Source organism: Fibrobacter sp. HC4 (assembly GCF_023373925.1).
In the GTDB taxonomy this organism is placed as follows: domain Bacteria; phylum Fibrobacterota; class Fibrobacteria; order Fibrobacterales; family Fibrobacteraceae; genus Fibrobacter.
Window position 1 is genome coordinate 66,427 of record NZ_JALCZV010000010.1, and the last position, 15,720, is coordinate 82,146.

Annotated in this window: 13 protein-coding genes; 7 read left to right on the forward strand and 6 right to left on the reverse strand. The window is 51.6% G+C overall.

Translation table 11 applies throughout. The features are described from left to right. Window positions 1–76: 76 nt before the first annotated feature. Window positions 77–2,290 carry a histidine phosphatase family protein gene (locus MMG03_RS08130; RefSeq protein ID WP_249506062.1) on the reverse strand — a complete coding sequence of 738 codons (2,214 nt, stop codon included), beginning with the start codon at window positions 2,288–2,290 and terminating at the stop codon, window positions 77–79. 106 nt (window positions 2,291–2,396) lie between these two features. Beyond that, window positions 2,397–3,884, reverse strand: coding sequence for an acetyl-CoA hydrolase/transferase C-terminal domain-containing protein (locus tag MMG03_RS08135; protein WP_249506063.1), 1,488 nt, complete (start codon window positions 3,882–3,884; stop codon window positions 2,397–2,399). Between the two features lie 31 nt (window positions 3,885–3,915). Here MMG03_RS08135 and MMG03_RS08140 point away from each other — a divergent pair, with 31 nt between their 5' ends. Continuing rightward, the gene (locus MMG03_RS08140; protein WP_073159790.1) at window positions 3,916–4,335 is read left to right on the forward strand and encodes a GtrA family protein; all 420 of its coding nucleotides are present in this window, start codon (window positions 3,916–3,918) and stop codon (window positions 4,333–4,335) included. Here MMG03_RS08140 and MMG03_RS08145 read toward each other — a convergent pair. Then, window positions 4,322–5,053, reverse strand: coding sequence for an OmpA family protein (locus tag MMG03_RS08145; RefSeq protein WP_073159788.1), 732 nt, complete (start codon window positions 5,051–5,053; stop codon window positions 4,322–4,324). The genes MMG03_RS08140 and MMG03_RS08145 overlap by 14 nt on opposite strands. A gap of 151 nt (window positions 5,054–5,204) precedes the next feature. On the opposite strand from MMG03_RS08145, the gene MMG03_RS08150 reads away from it, so the two are divergent. The 4 genes from MMG03_RS08150 to MMG03_RS08165 all read left to right on the forward strand — a co-directional run bounded on the left by MMG03_RS08150 (window position 5,205) and on the right by MMG03_RS08165 (window position 11,274). Beyond that, window positions 5,205–5,990, forward strand: coding sequence for an ABC transporter ATP-binding protein (locus MMG03_RS08150; protein ID WP_249506064.1), 786 nt, complete (start codon window positions 5,205–5,207; stop codon window positions 5,988–5,990). Beyond that, window positions 5,990–7,195 carry an ABC transporter permease gene (locus MMG03_RS08155; protein WP_073159785.1) on the forward strand — a complete coding sequence of 402 codons (1,206 nt, stop codon included), beginning with the start codon at window positions 5,990–5,992 and terminating at the stop codon, window positions 7,193–7,195. Before MMG03_RS08150 ends, MMG03_RS08155 begins: the two co-directional genes overlap by 1 nt. 66 nt (window positions 7,196–7,261) lie before the next feature. Next, window positions 7,262–10,468 carry a glycoside hydrolase family 9 protein gene (locus MMG03_RS08160; protein WP_249506065.1) on the forward strand — a complete coding sequence of 1,069 codons (3,207 nt, stop codon included), beginning with the start codon at window positions 7,262–7,264 and terminating at the stop codon, window positions 10,466–10,468. A 164-nt stretch (window positions 10,469–10,632) separates the two neighbouring features. Then, the gene (locus tag MMG03_RS08165; protein WP_073159875.1) at window positions 10,633–11,274 is read left to right on the forward strand and encodes a bifunctional 4-hydroxy-2-oxoglutarate aldolase/2-dehydro-3-deoxy-phosphogluconate aldolase; all 642 of its coding nucleotides are present in this window, start codon (window positions 10,633–10,635) and stop codon (window positions 11,272–11,274) included. A gap of 207 nt (window positions 11,275–11,481) precedes the next feature. Here MMG03_RS08165 and MMG03_RS08170 read toward each other — a convergent pair whose 3' ends face one another. Further along, window positions 11,482–12,348 (reverse strand): diguanylate cyclase, encoded by an 867-nt coding sequence (locus tag MMG03_RS08170; RefSeq protein ID WP_249506066.1) that lies wholly within the window; start codon window positions 12,346–12,348, stop codon window positions 11,482–11,484. A gap of 84 nt (window positions 12,349–12,432) precedes the next feature. Then, on the reverse strand, window positions 12,433–13,257 hold the full coding sequence (locus MMG03_RS08175) for a menaquinone biosynthetic enzyme MqnA/MqnD family protein (protein WP_073159779.1): 825 nt from the start codon (window positions 13,255–13,257) through the stop codon (window positions 12,433–12,435). A 90-nt stretch (window positions 13,258–13,347) separates the two neighbouring features. On the opposite strand from MMG03_RS08175, the gene MMG03_RS08180 reads away from it, so the two are divergent. Together MMG03_RS08180 and MMG03_RS08185 are read left to right on the forward strand one after the other, a co-directional pair. Next, complete coding sequence (locus tag MMG03_RS08180; RefSeq protein WP_073159777.1) at window positions 13,348–13,638, forward strand: hypothetical protein; 291 nt, start codon at window positions 13,348–13,350, stop codon at window positions 13,636–13,638. Window positions 13,639–13,692: 54 nt separating this feature from the next. Then, on the forward strand, window positions 13,693–14,766 hold the full coding sequence (locus tag MMG03_RS08185; RefSeq protein WP_249506068.1) for a glycoside hydrolase family 5 protein: 1,074 nt from the start codon (window positions 13,693–13,695) through the stop codon (window positions 14,764–14,766). A gap of 82 nt (window positions 14,767–14,848) precedes the next feature. On the opposite strand, the gene MMG03_RS08190 is transcribed toward MMG03_RS08185, so the two are convergent. Then, complete coding sequence (locus MMG03_RS08190) at window positions 14,849–15,370, reverse strand: hypothetical protein (protein ID WP_073235998.1); 522 nt, start codon at window positions 15,368–15,370, stop codon at window positions 14,849–14,851. Window positions 15,371–15,720: the final 350 nt, after the last annotated feature.

The window sequence follows — 15,720 nt, forward strand, 5'->3', positions numbered from 1 at the left end:
AGCGCCCTTTTTTACCAGGCGCTCATTGATAAACATTTCTTTACATCAGACGTAAACCGTCCTATAAAATCCGGGACTAGAGCTTCATGACTCCCGATTCCAGACCGCGGACAGGAACGTAACGGACGTTGCCTGCATTGTCAAAAATGATTGCGGCACCTGCCAGGAAGTTCACCCAGTTTCGATTACCCTGCTCATCGAAGTAACGCAGGTCCACCTTCTTCTGGGAAGCGTAAACCGCAAGGGGCAAGACCATCCTGTCATGGGAAATGTAGAAGTTGACCTTCTGCAACTTGCTGCGGTTGGCCAGAATGTAATCGGACACCAGTTCCTTGGTGCGGTCTTCCAGGTCGTAGAAGTTTCCGGCAGGCACGCCCCTATAAGCCCAGCTAGACAACTCGATAATGGAGGGGTCGCCAGACTTCACATACCATTCCCCATCGAGGCCATCAAGAACATCGGGGTTAATGCTACCCTGCCCAGCCCCATCGGCAATTCCTTCGCAGGTTTCCAGGGTGCGGGTGTAACCGGAATAGGCAAAGTAAATCCTGCCGACGCCACTAAACTTGGCACCGACACTCTTAGCCTGAGCCTTGCCGTTATCGGTCAGATGCCCCTTGGAGCCAGTTTCATTGGTACGTTCTGCATGACGGAGTACAAACACCACGGACTCGCCTGCACCCAGATTGCGGTACACATCGGCCACGTCAGAGAAATCCATGATATCGTTGCTGGTAGCAACACGCCATTTTCCGGTAGAAGTTTCATAGATGTAATTCTTGTCCTTGTTGATCACACCGGGGCGAATGGCGCCATCGTACTTGGAGGTATCGGCTCCCAGCCCCACCGTATCCTTTTCGATATCGGTAGCGGCACGCCAGCGGCCCAATTCAGCATCGCAGGTAAAGCGGAGCTTGGTCTTGGTAGTATCCCTGTAATCACAGCCAAAAAGAGAGCTCTGACTTTCAGAAATATGAGACACCATTCCGTCAGTAGACGCATTGCATTCGGGGAACTTCAATTCCTTTGTCCAGAAATTGCGCAAGTGCTTTTCGAAATCGGGAACATCCCCCAGCTTCCAGCTAGCCACGTTCTTACGGATTTTTTCAAAGTCACCATTAATGTCAAGAGACATAAGCCAGTCAGCCAAATGAGCCCTGGAAGTCCAGTCGTCCCAGTTTCCGGTATTGGCGACTTTCTGGGCAATGGAATCTGCAAACAGGAGCATTTCCTGGCCAGAACCATGACGCTGCAGCATTACGGATACAGCCAAGAGAGCGGCACTGAATTCGTCTCCGTCAAACAGGTTGACTTCGTCGGAAATCTTCGAAACTGCAGAAGTGCCCGGGCCGAACATACCACCCTGGCCCTGCATAAAGAGGTCGTCATTGAACCCTTCAATCTTGATGCCGAAAGCGTAAAGCACCTTCTTTAGGGACTGTTCCTTGAGCATACGGATCGGCGTATTGAAACCACCCTGTTCCGCAAGCTTCATCACCACGACGGCATCGATATGAGTCAGGATGTTCACGTTTACGGAATCACGTTCCGTAAGGTCGGTAACGTTCCTCAGCTTAATCAATTCCGAAGACAGGCCACCAGTCAGTTCGTTTTTATAATAGCCTTCGGCCTCCACTCGAACATAGGGGGAAACCACGTCAAAGGCATCGAAGCCATAGGAACCGTCGGCAGTAACAACGCAAGTTTCATGTATACGGTCGGAATCGGCCATACGGTTTATGCTATCCAGTTCCACCACCTTCACCGAGGTACCAAAACGGAAGGGACCCTTTTCGGCGATGCCAACCACAGAAACATCCTGACGGCGGTAGACGAACTCGCCAGAAACAGTATCATAACCGAACATGGAAGACACCGTATCCAGAGGCATCCGCATGCCCGCAATCAGAGAACCGTTTTCGCAAGAAACGCCAATGTCTTCCACAACGCCAGTAACCCATTCGCCTTCATAGCAGAAATAGATTGCATTCTCGGAAGCGACCATCATCGCTTCACCCTGATTTTCCGAAGTACACTTAGGCAGGTCATCGGAATCGGAGACCACGGTGGAATCTTCTACAGGGGGATCATCGCTAATCACGGGCCCCGGAACCACTTCCCCAATGGAACTATTGCCAGAAACTTCACTCTGGGATCCGCTACTACCATTCTGGGAATCTGCGGAATTCGGAATTTCATCATCGTTTCCGGACGGGGTAAAATTCGAGGAATCGTCGCCGCAGGCAACGAACAAAGCAGACAGAAAAATCAAAAAAGCCAAACGATACATCAGGCCTAATATAAAAAAGTGAGCCCAATGTTTCCAAATCAATTTTTACTTACAATGATTACATCCGCTGTCAAAAAAACGTGCTAATTTGGCAAAAACAGCAAATTTAGAGCATGCTTCCCGTTTCCAGGAATTTCTCGTGCATTTCGAAAGCCCGGGAAAGAGCCAGCGGCACATGCACGCCCTTGGCATGCTTCAGGCTGAATTCCAGGAAATCGGTCAGAGGTTCCTTGAAATTGGGATGGGCGCAATTCTTGATAATCAGGCGGGCACGTTCTTCGGCGGGGAGGCCACGAAGGTCAGCCAAGCCCTGCTCCGTCACGAAAATCATGGTATCGTGATCGGGGTGGTCCACATGGCTCACATAAGGCACCACGGAACTGATGGTTCCATTCTTGGCCACAGAGGGCGTCATGAAAAATCCAAGCAGACAGTTGCGGGCAAAATCAGCGGAACCGCCGATACCGTTCATCATGGCGGAGCCTGCCACCAGGGAACTGTTCACGTTGCCGAAGATATCGACTTCAAGGGCGGTATTCATGGAGATAACGCCGATGCGCTTGATAACATCGGGGCTGTTGCTCACTTCCTGCTGACGGATCACCAGATGCTTTTTCCATTCCTCGGCATTGGCGACGAATTCCTTCTGGGTGCTTTCAGACAAAGTAAGAGCCGTTCCGGAAGCAATCCCCAGCTTACCATTCTTCAGCAGCGGAAGAACCGCTTCCTGAATCACTTCGGTATAAAGGTCAATCTTGCTCAGGCGATCATCCGCCGCCATGGCAGAAAGAACAGCGTTAGCCACCTTGCCTACGCCACTCTGGTAAGCAAGCCCCTTCAGGAGTCGGCCACGCTTTTCCTCAAAGCGGACAAAGTCCAGGATGCGTTCGCCAATGTTGCGGGAAATTTCATCGGGCTCCACAAAGGGAGTCACTTCGTCGAAGCGGGACTGTTCTACAATGGCCACCACCTTCTCGGGATTGACGCAGGCAAAGGCCTCGCCCACGCGATCACCGGGCGCATCGATAGCCAGGGACTTGGCATGGGGCGGCAAATCCGGAAGTGCCACGTCGTGAATGCCCACGCAAGCATCGCCAAAGCGGGTATTCAGTTCCAGGATAACACGGTCTGCCATTTCCAGGTACGTTACGGAATTACCGCCAGACGTAGAAAGGCATACACGACCATCGGGAAGAATACAGGTCACCTCCACAATAGCTACCGTGGGGCGGGGCAGCGCACCGGTACGGATCCAGTAGCCCATCTTTCCAAGGTGTGCGTCAATATACTTGATGGAACCGCCATTAATCGCCTTGCGCAGCGCCGGATTGGACTGGTACGGCATGCGGAAACTGACCGCATCGGCGCGGGCCAGCGCACCATCGCAGCTATCGCCGGTCGATGCGCCAGAGAACAGCGTAATCTTGAAAGGCTCGCCATTGGCGTGGAGTCTTTCGGCACGTTCGGCAAGAGCGGTCGGCACCACCTTAGGGTAACCCGCCAAGGTAAAACCGGACACGCCAAGAACGTCCCCATCCTTGATCATTTCGGCAGCTTCCGCCGCAGAGCACTTTCTAGATTCGATCCATGACATAATGGGGTCAAAAATAATTATTTTGCGGGCCATGCTTCACTTTATCAAATACAATCTGATCGGAATCATGAACACTTTGATTACCCTGGCAGTCGTCTGGGTGTTGCATCAGCTGCTGGACTGGAATCTGGAGCTTTCCAACTTCCTGGGTTTTGTGGCCGGGGGCTGCAACAGCTACATCATGAACCGCATCTGGAATTTCAAAAGTTCCAACAAGAAGTCTGCGGAAATTACCCGATTCCTCATTGTATTTTTATGTGCCTACGGCCTGAACCTTCTGGTTCTGGAAGGATGCGTCTACGCCCTTGATAATTGGGGTCCGCTGGCCTCAAGCGCAAACTTGATTTCCAAGTTCATGAAACCCAGCTACTTCGCAAACATTGTTGCAAACGTAGTCTACGTATTGGCCAGTTTCACCCTCTACAAGAAGTGGGTCTTTACCAAACAATAAATTCGATGCGACGATTCGCCTTGCGGCCCTGCAAGGTTCCATTGTCGGCAACAGGACGGCTAGATCCAAGCCCCACCGCTTTCAGGCGACGGGCATCAATCCCCTTGCCAACCAAGTAGTCAACCACAGACTGGGCACGTTCCTGAGACAGCATCAAGTTGATGTTCTCGGGACCGGCGTTATCCACGTGGCCCTCGATTTCAAGTTTAATGGTGGGAGCGCCGATCAGGATGTCTACCAGGGAATCCAAGGCAGAAAAACTTGCCTTGGTCAGCTTGGCAGAGCCAGTCTGAAAATCAATTCGGCCCCTCAGATAATCCAGAGTTGAATTCCTGGAAACAGGGCAGCCAACGGAATCTACAATGGCATCGTAGGGTGTATTGGGACACTTGTCCACCTGGTCGGGAACACCGTCCCCATCATCATCACGGACACAGCCTCGTTCATTCACCAAAGCACCTACCGGACTGTTGGGGCACTTATCCAGATAATCGGGAACGCCATCCCCATCAGTATCCAGGGGGCAGCCAGTCTGATCTACGGGAGTTCCCGGTTCCGTACCGGGGCACAGATCCCTGGTATCGTAAACACCGTCATGGTCAGAATCCAAGGGGCAACCTAGGGAATCAACGGGAGTGCCCGGCCTTGTATTGGGGCACTGATCAATATCGTTGGGTACACCATCACTATCGCCATCTAAAGGCTGTGCTACAACCATGGCGCAAAATACAAACAAAATTGAAACGAGTCTTTTCATCCAAAATCCATTACTTAACTTAAGTAAACCCAAACTAACTCGCCTTCCAAAATTTAGTATTTTATCGTCCGCTGCAACCCCGTGGAATGTAAAAGCATCTAAAATTACGACTATGGACAACTCCCCTATCCTTTCTATACAGAACTTACGTCGCGACTTCAAGATGGGCGATGAAACTGTACACGCCCTGCGCGGAGTAAGCTTCGACATTCACAAGGGAGAGTTCGTCACCATCATGGGAACCAGCGGATCGGGCAAGTCTACCATGTTGAACATTCTTGGCTGTATGGATAAGCCCACCGCAGGCCACTACATTCTGGACGGGGAGCATACCGAAAAATTGAAGCGGGACGCCCTGGCAAAAATCCGAAACCAGAAGCTGGGTTTTGTCTTTCAGAGTTACAATTTGCTGAGCCGAACTACAGCTCTCGAAAATGTGGAACTGCCCCTCCTGTACAATTCAAAAATTTCTGCTTCGGAGCGTCGCAAGCGAGCCGTCCGCGCTCTTGAAATGGTAGGGCTTTCCGACCGCATGAATCACCTGCCCAACCAGATGTCCGGCGGTCAGCAGCAGCGAGTGGCCATTGCCCGCGCCCTGGTCAACGATCCGGTCATTATCCTTGCCGACGAAGCCACCGGTAACCTGGACACCCGTACCAGTTACGAAATCATGAGCATCTTCCAGGACTTGCATAGGCAAGGGAAGACTATCGCCTTCGTGACCCACGAACCGGATATCGCCACCTTCAGCGGACGCACCATTACGCTGCGAGATGGCCTTCTAAAAAAAGACGTCATCAACGAGAATGTGGCCGACGCAAGGGCCGCCCTTGAGGCATTGCCCCCGCCAGAAGTTTTTGACGATGATTCAGAAGATCGTCGCGGGGAGGGCGCATAATGGGCCCTATAACCCTTGTTAAAATTGCAGTGAAGGCCCTGTTCCGCAACCGCATGCGAACCTTCCTTTCGGTGCTGGGCATCGTCATCGGTGTGGCCGCCGTGATTGCCATGGTAGCCATGGGCGAAGGATCCAAGCAGTCCATCAAGGAACAGATGACCAGCATGGGCACCAACGCCATTATCGTCATGCCTAATCGCGACCGTCGCGGCGGCGTGCAAACGGAATCCGCGGTCTCCCTAGAAGAAGAAGACGTTATCGAAATCCGCAACAGGGCACAGTTCATCAATGGCGTATCGCCCATGATTACCGCCAACGGCCAGGCCATTGCAGGAAACAACAACTCCCCCACCCAACTCAGCGGAATTTCCAGCGACTACCTCAAGATCCGCAACTACGAAATCGAGGACGGCGTCATGTTCGACGACGAAGCGGACCGGATGTCCAAAGTCTGCGTCATCGGCCAATCTGTCATCAAGAACCTGTTCCCCGATACAGACCCCATCGGAAAGACCATCCGATACAAGAGCATCCCGCTGAAGGTCATCGGCACATTAAAGGCCAAAGGCAGCGGTGATTTCGGGCAGGACCAGGATGATGTCATCTTCACGCCCTACCAGACGGTAATGAAGCGTTTTAACGCCACCACGGAAATCCGCCAGATTTACGCAAACTCCATCGGCGAAGGCTACGCGGAACAGGCCACAGAAGAAATCATGGGTATCCTGAAGGAACGTCGCAGCTGGACAAAGCCCACGGACCCCTTCCGAATTTTCACCCAGGAAGAAATGATTACCATGATGACCAACACGTCCGATATGTTGTCCTTAGTCCTTACGGCAATTGCGGGCATCAGCCTTCTGGTTGGCGGTATCGGCATCATGAACATCATGTACGTTTCCGTTACGGAACGTACCAAGGAAATCGGCCTGCGCATGGCTATTGGCGCACGCGGTCGCGATATACTCTTGCAGTTCCTGATTGAATCCGTCATGATCAGCCTGCTGGGCGGTCTCATCGGAATCGGTCTCGGCATCGGAGCCTCTCAGGCAGTCAAGTCCATACTGAACTGGCCCATGAGCGTTTCCATTACCAGCGTGGTGGTCAGTTTCGGCGTCTGTTTTGTGACTGGAGTATTCTTCGGCTGGTACCCTGCACGAAAGGCAAGCCGCCTGGACCCCATAGATGCTTTAAGGTTCGAGTAACATACTTTTTACTTGCATTCTTTTATAAAAGTTAGTTATTATTACCTTGTGAACAACGAGGTATTAATGCGTCACCCCAAAAAGAAAACCCTGATAGCCGCTTCCGCCATTGCAGCACTTTCTGCAACCGCCTTTGCAGCTACCACCCCCTATGACCTGATTCGCCCCACCTGGCCCCTGACCTGGGACGCCAAGGCTCTCGACAATTTCGAGCCGAATGCAAAAAAGGATAACGTCCTGCCCGAAGAAAAGACCCCGGCAAACTTCAAGGCCGGAGCCCTCATGCCTGACACCCTGGACCAGGCCTATCTTGACGTCATCAACACGACCATCTCTCCCATTCGCGTAAACCAGGCCGGCTACCTGAAGAGCGATACGGAACGTCAGTTCTATTTTATCGGCACCGCCAAGGAATTCGAAGTCGTCGATGAGAACGGCAAGTCCTTAAGCAAGAAAATTACCGGGACCCTCACGAAGACTTCCGAAGAAACCACCTCCAGCTGGCTTATCGTCGCAGGCACTGACGCAACTATTAGCGATCATAAACGCTACTCTGTCGAGTTCAACGGCCCCTCCGGAAGTATCCTCGTCGGAAACATTCCCCAGTCCGTCCCCACCGACAAGCGCCTCCGCATCAAGGTCGGTGACGAGATCTCCAGCACCTTCATCGTAAGCGAAGACGTCTACACCATGGTGAAGGATGCGGCCATTAAATTCTTTGGCATCCAGCGCAGCGGCAATTCCGATTCCTGGTTCCATGGTCCGAGCCACGTCAAGGACGGCGCAGGCAAGGTGGTCCTCGACGAAAAAGTAGTCTCCGGTGTAACAACCAATGAAGGCGACCTGCAGGGTGGCTGGTACGACTGCGGTGACTACCTGAAGGAATCCCAGACCCAGGCTTACGCATTTGCAAATCTTGCCGTCGCCGCGGCCTCCAACCCCTCCAAGGACGTTGACCATTATGCATACAACCACGGGGAATTCGTAAAGACCGACAACGTTCCTGACGTTCTTCGCGAAGCAAAGCACGGTGCGGATTTCTTCCTGAGATCATTCAAGGCTGCCAATGGCGTTGTCGACAACATGGCCGTTTCCGTGGGTAACTTCGGTAGCGATCACGGTTTATGGGTTCGCCCTGAACTTCAGGACTACATCGTCATTTCGATGCGCGGCGGTCCCGCAGATCGCGACGTCCGTCTCGGCGAACTGGGTTCCAATATTTCCGGTCAAATCGCGGCTGGCCTTGCCATCCTGAGCAAGGACTACGCCAAATACGACAAGGACTTCGCCGACTCCTGCCTGATGGTCGCCGAAAAGATGTACGACTTCGCCAAGAACCTGGCACTTGGCAACGACTCCTATGACAAGGGGAAGAAGTTTGTTTACAACACAATGGCCGCAGGATGGAGTACCCCAGCCTACAACGGCAATAATGAATATCACGACGATCTCGCCCTGGCAGCGATCGCCCTCCACTACGCCACTTACGAAAAGTCCGGCAAAATGGATTACCTGAACGACGCCGTCGAAGATACGGAAATCGGGACAGATCAGATGAGCAGAAGCTTCGCCTTCAATGGCGGCTGGATGGCCCATGGTCGAAACGGCATGTTAAAGTCCAGCAGGAACACCAGCTGGGCAAACGTCAACACGCTGACACTCTATGCTTTCTACAAACTGTTGCTGAAGGATTCAAAGACCGCAACCAAGTACGGCATCTCCGATGAAAAACGTCTGGGATATGCAGAAAAGGTGGCAAGCACCATGGCCATCAACCTGCAAAATCTTTCGAACTCCGGCACAAGTAGCATCGAACTTCCTGTCAGCCTACTCTCAAGCGAATCCGGAGCCATCAGCTATGACGGTGCATGGTATAGCATGCAAACGGATCAATCATGGATATATAACCGCTATCAAGCGGGAAATATCTTTGAAGTCCTCGCCCTTGCCGATATCGCCAAGGACCTGGAAAAGGTAAAGCTTCCGACATTGGGCACCTTGAACTGGAACTCCGAAAAACTGCATCAGTTGGGTATCAACCAGCTGAACTACATGCTAGGCGTCAACCCCTGGGACGTTTCCTTCATTTACGGCGTTGGCGACAAGAACGACAACCATCCCCACCACAGAATATCAAACCCCGAAGGACGTAATGCACGAGGTAGCGTCGCATACAAGTACGTACGACCCGTTGGAGGTCTTTTCGGAGGAATCATTCCTGGTGCAGAAAATTCCATTAGTCCTAGCGCATTGAGCTGGGAAGACTATCATCTTTCCGAGACTTGCCTCGATGGATCTGCTGCACTTGTCTCTGCCTTGACAATCGTCAGCAACGGCGGCGACGACTACTTTGAAAAGAAGTGCGACAACTGCAACAAGAATCCCGACATTTTCCAGGCAGACAACATTCACGTCGGTGCATACCATTACGAGTTCAACGAACTGGACTACTTGACCATCAGCTTCAGCAACAGCACCCTGAAGAGAATGGACAGCGTTGTTACATACGTCTACTTCGACGCAACCGAAGATGACGTCGAAAACTGCAACGTACTGTTCAACCTGTCAATCTGCCAGGCCTACGACCAGGGCGGATTCAACAAGCCTTGCAGCAACGAAGACGAGATTCGCAAGGAACTGAGAAAAAACAATCCCCAGAAGATCAAGGATACCTACGACAAGAAATCCAAGACCTACACCTGGGCACTCCCCATTGTTCTGGACTCCTTAGGTATCGGCCGATATGTCCGTCTCGACCTTAGCGTAACCTCCGGTACAAAGGTTAGCGGAGCCTGCGAATACGCTCTTGAGCCCGCAAAGGTAGACTTCACCAAGGGCTGGAGCTTCAAGTCGCATACCGCAAGCAACAGCATGCCCGCCTACGATGGAATTTCCGACAAGGATAAGGATTACATCGAAGTCCAGGAAGCGCCTGATGCTCCCTACATCGTACTCCGCAGCCAGGGCAAACTCATCTGGGGTTATGGTCCCGCAGACGAAACCAGCGACCGCGTAGGAGTCCGCAAGATTGCCGCTCCTGCCGCAAATGCAAGGATGATCGTCAACGGCCGAGGCCTCTATGTAGTTGCACCTGCACAGGGCACAAAGACCCTGAAGGTCTTCGACATGCTGGGCAACCAGCTCATGGCACAGACTTTCGACGGCACCTCCGCACAGGTCAGCCTCGCAAAGCTTCCTCATCGTAGCGCCATGGTTGCACGTCTCATGTCCGGCGAGAAGGTTCTTGCCACCAAGGCATTCAAACTGAAGTAATCCATCAAATTACATCAAGCGTAAAGAACGTCGGCTAAAAAAAAGCCGGCGTTTTTCATTTTGCGGAAAAGTCGCAGAAAACGACAACCACATCCCCTTAGACCCATGTGAGATTTTTCATGCAAAAAATCCAATCCATTTTTTTTTGCACTATATTTATTGCCATGGAACTACTTGAATTTTTGAAAGACATGCCGGTCATCGGCATCCTTCGCGATATCCCCCGAGGATCCGAAGAACTCTGTGCACAGACTGCGGCCAAGTGCGGTCTTAAGGCTATTGAAGTCACCATGAACACCGACAATGCCGCAGAAATCATTACAGCACTGAAGGCCGCCTGCAAGCCCTACGGCATTACCGTCGGCGCAGGCACCGTGCGCCATGATAGCGACCTGGAAAAGGCCATGCACGCAGGCGCCAACTTCATCGTAACGCCCAATACCCGTAGCAACATCATCCGCACGGCGGCAGGCTCCAAGACCCCGATTATCCCCGGAGCACTGACCCCCACCGAAGTGCAGAAGGCCTACGACCTGGGCGCAACGGCCGTCAAGATTTTCCCGGTAGATTGCGTTGGCGGTCCCAAGTACATCAAGGCTTTGCGCGGTCCCTTCCGCGACATACCCCTGCTGGCCTGTAGCGGCGTGAACGCCGAAAATGCCGGTGAATACATCAAGGCAGGCGCCAACCTGCTGGCATTCGGCGGAAGCATCTTCAGCGCCAAGCTGATGAAAGAAGGTAACTGGGAAGAAATCGGCAAGCGCCTGACAGAATTGCTGGACGCTGTACGCGCAGCCCTTAAGTGAGGGCGCGCGCGGAGCGCGCTTTCAGGCTTCAGGTATGAGGTATGAGCTCGGGCCTGCGACTCCTTTCAGCGGTGAGCTATGAGCTAGATAATCGCGCCAACGGCGCCTTACTTTAACTCATAACTCATATCTAGTTATATCATCCCACAATTAAAGGACCCGGATTTCTCCGAGTCCTTCTTTAAACTGTCAGCTATAAGCTCTCCGCTATTTTTCGCTTTTCATCTTCTTCTTGCATTCGTACATAGATACATCTGCACTGTGAAGCATGTCGTCCATTTCGGAGTAGTCTTCAGAAGAGTGTGCGATACCATAAGCGAAAGTCACCTTCTGATCGACGATGGTAATTGCGTTTGCAGCCTTTTCCATACGTTCGACACAAATGAAGGCCCCCTTCTTATCGGTTTCGGGGCAGAGGATCATAAACTCGTCACCGCCCATGCGGAAGAACAAGTCGGAATCGCGGAGCAAAGCCTTGACGGAATTCACCACGGAACGGAGCATCAAATCGCCAGCCTGGTGGCCATAGCGGTCATTCACCTGCTTAAGTCCGTTCAAGTCAAAATAAATCAGGGAGAACTGCGTTCCATAACGGCGTGCGCGAGAGAAAAGTTCGCGGAGTGAATTCATACCGTGGCGTCTGTTGTAGCAGCCGGTCATGTCATCGGTCAGAGAAATATCGCGGAGGTAGCGCAGGGAACGGGACAGTCGAATATGCACATTGACGCGGGCCAACAGAATGTCTTCCACGGCATTCTTGCTCACAAAGTCAGACGCACCTGAATGGAATCCCTTAGTCACGCTTTCGGTATCTTCACGGCTCGTCAAGAAAATCACCGGCAGATCATCCAAGGCATAACGCTGACGGATTCGAAGACAGACTTCGTACCCGTTCATGCTAGGCATGTTAATGTCAAGAAGAACCAGGTCAACGCTGTTTAATTCCAAATACTCCAGGGCCTCTTCGCCAGAGGTACATGCAGTAACATTATAACCCACGTGAGTCAGAAGGTTGCGGGTACGCTCAAGAACTTCCGCACTATCATCAACGATGAGAATCTTTTCTTCGACCATTTTATCCCTATCTTTGTCTCTTAACCTTTTACACACACACCAACAGAGACACACTAAAAATAGATTTTCAAGGGACCAAAGTCATCACCGTTCTTGTAAAAATTCCAATACCGGAGCGGCCTGAACAAGCCCCAAATCTGCGGCATACCTAAAGAAAAGGTTCAGGGACTCCTTGCGTTCCTCGGTAAAACGGTAATCCAGGGCCGAGTAGTAACTTTCAATAACGGGGCGGGGCAAGTTGACAGGATAACGGGCAAGCCATTTATCTAGGGCCGCAGAAGGCCTAGCGCTAAATGTTTCGATACTGTTCCTGGTCGCATCCATGTACCGCAGGAGAGTCGGGCGCAGTTCGTCGGACAAAGCCTCCTTGGCAATAATCCAGGCGCCAAAGACGAAGGGCAATTTCTGCCAGTCCTGCCACAAGGTTCCAAGGTCGTAACTGTAGGCGAACCGGCGACGTTCATTTTCTTCAAGGGCCTGATCGCCAATAAGCAGGCAGGCGTCATCCCCAGGCTGATACGCCCCATCCACATAGTCGGGACGCAGACCGAAGCGAGTCTCCAGCAAGATCCGCAAAAGCGTCACGGACGTCTTGCTCTGGGCTGTCATACGCACCCGCTTCCCCGACAGTTCCTGGACCGGCAGATTTGAAAACAACTTAACGGAACGGACTTCAAAGGAGCAGGAAGTGCAGAGCGTCGGAGACAGCACAAAAGCCCCCGGTTTCTGGGCAAAAGTAATGGAAGATGCCGGGGAAAGGTGGATAGATCCATCTTTTAGACCCGCACAATGGGCGCTAGGTGGCCCATCCACAAAATCTACATCGCCAAATTCGGATTCGCGGCCCAAAAAGTCGTGAAAAAAGGGTGCACAGACCAAAAAAGGAATTCGTCCTACTCGCAAAGTCATATAAAAAAATTAACTTTTCCCAAAGCCTTACAACAGGCTGGATTTAATAAACTGAGGATTAACTGAAGTATAAATAGTGGCTAAAGCACAATGGCTGTATTTCACGTAAAGAAAACCTCCCTTGGCGAAGACCAGAATACTCTGGTGTTCAAGGGTAAGATTATTGAAGGCCCCATCAGCAAGGGGATGACCATCGAAATTCCCGTTACCCAGGAAGCTGTGGTAAAGATGAAGATTTATGATGTCGCCCTGTTCGAAAAGCAGAAGGACGACGAAAAGAAGGTTGGCCTGATCGTTGACTTTAACGGACTTCCCGACGACATGGAAGTAGTTCTCGGTCTGAACATTGCAGACGAAGACCTGAATATCGTTAACGAGTAAAGTTTCTCAATCGGCCGTCAATTCCGACGGCCTCAACTTAAATGGGATGGTAACATGATTAAAGAAAGACTGCGGGGAGTTAATTTGGGCGGCTGGTTCAGTCAGGTAGACTGCATCCAGGAAAAAGATCCCGTGGGTTTCCCTGGGATCATCCAACACGTAAAGACCTTCCTCGGTGTGGAAGATTTCAAGCGCATCCGCAATGCTGGGTTCAACCACGTCCGTCTGCCGGTGGACTATTTCAACATGTTCGACGGCGAAGAACTGAAGCCCAACGAAGAAATGTTCGCCCTGCTGGACAAGGCCCTCAAGGAAATCCAGGCTGCAGACCTGGATGTCATCCTGGACCTGCACAAGTGCCCCGGCCATGACTTCCACCTGGCCAGCTACGAAGAACAGGCTTTCTTTGTCAGCGCCGACGCCCGCAAGGACACCAACAAGGTCTGGTCTTATCTGGCAGAACGCTACAGCGGTGAATCCCGCGTCATGATGGAACTGCTGAACGAACCTGCAGCAGGCGACTCCAAGGTCTGGGACAAGGTGAAGGATGAAATCTTCTGGACCATCCGTAAGCACGCCCCCAAGAACACCATCGTGGTCGGTGCCAACAAGTGGAACAGCGCCCGCGAATTTGAATTCCTGACTCCGCTGGATGACGATAACGCCATCTACAGTTTCCACACCTACACCCCGGTAACATTCACCCACCAAGGTGCCGCATGGATCAAGGACCCGTTCTTCCACATGGAACGCCCCTGGCCCGGTGACTATGCCGCCCCTGTCGATGACGGTTGCACCCGCCTCGACGTTGAATATGGCAAATGGGACAAGGCCCGTCTGCAGGCAAGCATCCAGAACGCCCTGGATTTCCGCCGCAAGTACAACCTGCCCGTCGCCTGTAACGAATTCGGCGTCTACGTCCAGGTGGCCCGCAAGTACCAGATGGCATGGATGCGCGACTTCATGGAAATCCTCCGTGACGCAGATGTCGGCTACAGCTACTGGAACTACAAGAACCTGGACTTCGGTATCGTATCCAAGGGCGAATCCCTGCACAACAACCTGGCCCAGTACAACAATCCGGAACGCCTCGACAGCGAACTCATGGAACTGCTGGCAAAGGGCTAGAATTCAGGCGTCAGGATTTAGGTATCAAGTATCAGGCGCCAGGCCGCATAGAAAAGGCTCCAGTTAAACTGGAGTCTTTTTTTTAAAAGTCAGCAACGATACCTAGACCCACGGGGAAAACAAGTTTATCATTATCGAGTCTGCCATAAAGCTCGTCAAAATTTGTATAGTAGCCGCCATCTCCAGCAAGGAACTGGAACCCAACTTCAACATAGGCTCCCAGATGCTTTGTTATCAGGTACTGAAAACCCAGGCCGAAAACCAGACGCCAGTAGTCAAACCTTCTGCAGGTTTCCTCCACATCGGCAAATTCACCATCTTCCAACCTAATCCTAAAGCCCTCCACTTCACCGGTCATCCAATCGGAGGAATGGAATACATAGGCGCCGGACAGTCCACTGAAACGATAGGCGACACCCATTCCACCAAAAAAATCATAATCGGTGCTAAAGTTCGACAAGTGGATGTTCGCAGAAAAATGATCATCCATCATGGTGTACCCGACACCGACTATTCCATGATAAGGTCCAAAACCGAGAGAAGCCTCAATTCCGGCAAAACTCAAACTGGCAAGAACCGATAGCAAGAAAACAAGTTTCCTCATAAACAACCTCCTATTCATTTTTTCCACTAACGCTTTAAAGACGGAACTATGTTACACAATGCTGGAGTACCTCCTGGCCTGTACGCAAAAGCCGAAGCCGCGCATATTCCCATGCGTAGTAATAAGTTCGCTTCATTTTTGGGCTGATTAGCCATAACCGTAGAACTATCAAAAACAAATTCTTTTATCGTATCAGAAAATCCAGACAGATTTACGGACAACGAATCCGACTTCACGGAAGCCTCTTTTGGAGCGACTTTAATTAATTGCGCAAGGCAGATTCCTTGAAAAAAAAGAACTACCAAAAGCATAAAATAGATCTGTATAGGTTTCATCATAGAGTCTCACCA

What these genes read in the sequence shown, in the direction of transcription:
- MMG03_RS08145 (WP_073159788.1), bottom strand. Translation starts at nt 5,053, where the DNA reads ATGGTTGTAGCACAGCCTTTAGATGGCGATAGTGATGGTGTACCCAAC.
- MMG03_RS08135 (WP_249506063.1), bottom strand. Translation starts at nt 3,884, where the DNA reads ATGTCATGGATCGAATCTAGAAAGTGCTCTGCGGCGGAAGCTGCCGAA.
- MMG03_RS08190 (WP_073235998.1), bottom strand. Translation starts at nt 15,370, where the DNA reads ATGAGGAAACTTGTTTTCTTGCTATCGGTTCTTGCCAGTTTGAGTTTT.
- MMG03_RS08175 (WP_073159779.1), bottom strand. Translation starts at nt 13,257, where the DNA reads ATGACTTTGCGAGTAGGACGAATTCCTTTTTTGGTCTGTGCACCCTTT.
- MMG03_RS08140 (WP_073159790.1), top strand. Translation starts at nt 3,916, where the DNA reads ATGCTTCACTTTATCAAATACAATCTGATCGGAATCATGAACACTTTG.
- MMG03_RS08160 (WP_249506065.1), top strand. Translation starts at nt 7,262, where the DNA reads ATGCGTCACCCCAAAAAGAAAACCCTGATAGCCGCTTCCGCCATTGCA.
- MMG03_RS08155 (WP_073159785.1), top strand. Translation starts at nt 5,990, where the DNA reads ATGGGCCCTATAACCCTTGTTAAAATTGCAGTGAAGGCCCTGTTCCGC.
- MMG03_RS08185 (WP_249506068.1), top strand. Translation starts at nt 13,693, where the DNA reads ATGATTAAAGAAAGACTGCGGGGAGTTAATTTGGGCGGCTGGTTCAGT.
- MMG03_RS08165 (WP_073159875.1), top strand. Translation starts at nt 10,633, where the DNA reads ATGGAACTACTTGAATTTTTGAAAGACATGCCGGTCATCGGCATCCTT.
- MMG03_RS08130 (WP_249506062.1), bottom strand. Translation starts at nt 2,290, where the DNA reads ATGTATCGTTTGGCTTTTTTGATTTTTCTGTCTGCTTTGTTCGTTGCC.
- MMG03_RS08170 (WP_249506066.1), bottom strand. Translation starts at nt 12,348, where the DNA reads ATGGTCGAAGAAAAGATTCTCATCGTTGATGATAGTGCGGAAGTTCTT.
- MMG03_RS08180 (WP_073159777.1), top strand. Translation starts at nt 13,348, where the DNA reads ATGGCTGTATTTCACGTAAAGAAAACCTCCCTTGGCGAAGACCAGAAT.
- MMG03_RS08150 (WP_249506064.1), top strand. Translation starts at nt 5,205, where the DNA reads ATGGACAACTCCCCTATCCTTTCTATACAGAACTTACGTCGCGACTTC.